Annotated in this window: 1 protein-coding gene and 1 pseudogene; both read right to left on the bottom strand. The window is 62.9% G+C overall.

From position 1 onward, the window contains the following. Nucleotides 1-218 (bottom strand): annotated as a pseudogene (locus HX846_RS36690) (MurR/RpiR family transcriptional regulator); the annotation flags it as partial. A gap of 15 nt (nt 219-233) precedes the next feature. Then, the coding region (locus tag HX846_RS36685; protein WP_178967398.1) for a permease DsdX at nt 234-1140 on the bottom strand (907 nt) is incomplete at its 5' end.

The raw sequence follows: 1140 nt of genomic DNA, 5'->3' as shown, positions 1-1140 counted from the left end.
GCCTGGGCCAGTTGCAGGCGCAGGTCACGCAGGTCGCGGCAGCCGACGCTGCGGGCAAAACGCGACAAGGTGGCGGTGCTGACCTCGGCCCGTTGGGACAATTCTTCCAGGCTGGCGGACGCTGCAAAGCCGACATCATCGAGCATCAACTTGGCGATACGCCCTTCGCCAGCGCTGAAGGAATCCTGGCGGGCGCGGATCTGGTAGAGGATGTCCATCGGTTCGGCTCCGGGTTACAAGATGCAGGACAAACCATAAGTCAGACCGAAGGCGACCACCGAAATCAGGGTCTCCAGCACGGTCCAGGTCTTGAAGGTCTGGATCACCGTCATATTGAAGTATTCCTTGATCAGCCAGAAGCCGCCGTCGTTTACGTGGGAAAAGATTACCGAACCCGCGCCGGTGGCCAGCACCAGCAATTCCGGGTGTGGATAACCCAGGCCCATCGCAACCGGTGCAACCACGCCTGAGGCCGTGGTCATGGCCACGGTGGCCGAGCCGGTGGCGATGCGCATCAGCGCGGCGAACAGCCAGCCCATCACCAGGGGCGACAGGTTGAAGGCGTGGGCCAGGCCGAGGATTTCATTGGTGACCCCGGCGTCCACCAGAATCCGGTTCAAACCACCGCCCGCGCCCACCAGCAAGGTGATGCTGGCGGTCGGTGCCAGGCATTCGTTGGTGAACTTGAGGATCGACTCGCGGTTGAAGCCCTGGGCCAGGCCGAGGGTCCAGAAGCTCACCAGGGTCGCCACCAGCAGCGCAATCACCGAGTTACCGATAAACAACAGGAACTGGTTAAAGGCGGTGCCCGGTGTGGAAATCAGGTTGGCCCAGCCGCCGATCATCATCAGCACAACCGGTAACAGGATGGTGCCCATGGTCAGGGCGAAACTCGGCAGGCGGGTGCGCGGCTCGCGGTCGATGAACTGGCGCTCCAGCGGGTTTTCCGCTGGCAGGTGAATGTGCGGCACGATGAACTTGGCGTACAGCGGGCCGGCAATGATCGCGGTGGGTATGCCGATCAAAATTGCATACAGCACCGTCTGCCCGACCGAGGCGTTATAGGCCAGCACCGCCATCATCGCCGCCGGATGCGGCGGCACCAGCGCATGCACCACCGACAAGCCGGCCACCATCGGC

The sequence above is a fragment of the Pseudomonas sp. K5002 genome, from assembly GCF_013386655.1.
Lineage (GTDB): Bacteria > Pseudomonadota > Gammaproteobacteria > Pseudomonadales > Pseudomonadaceae > Aquipseudomonas.
Note: the sequence above shows the minus strand (reverse complement) of the source record. Positions and strands in the feature narration are given on the sequence as shown.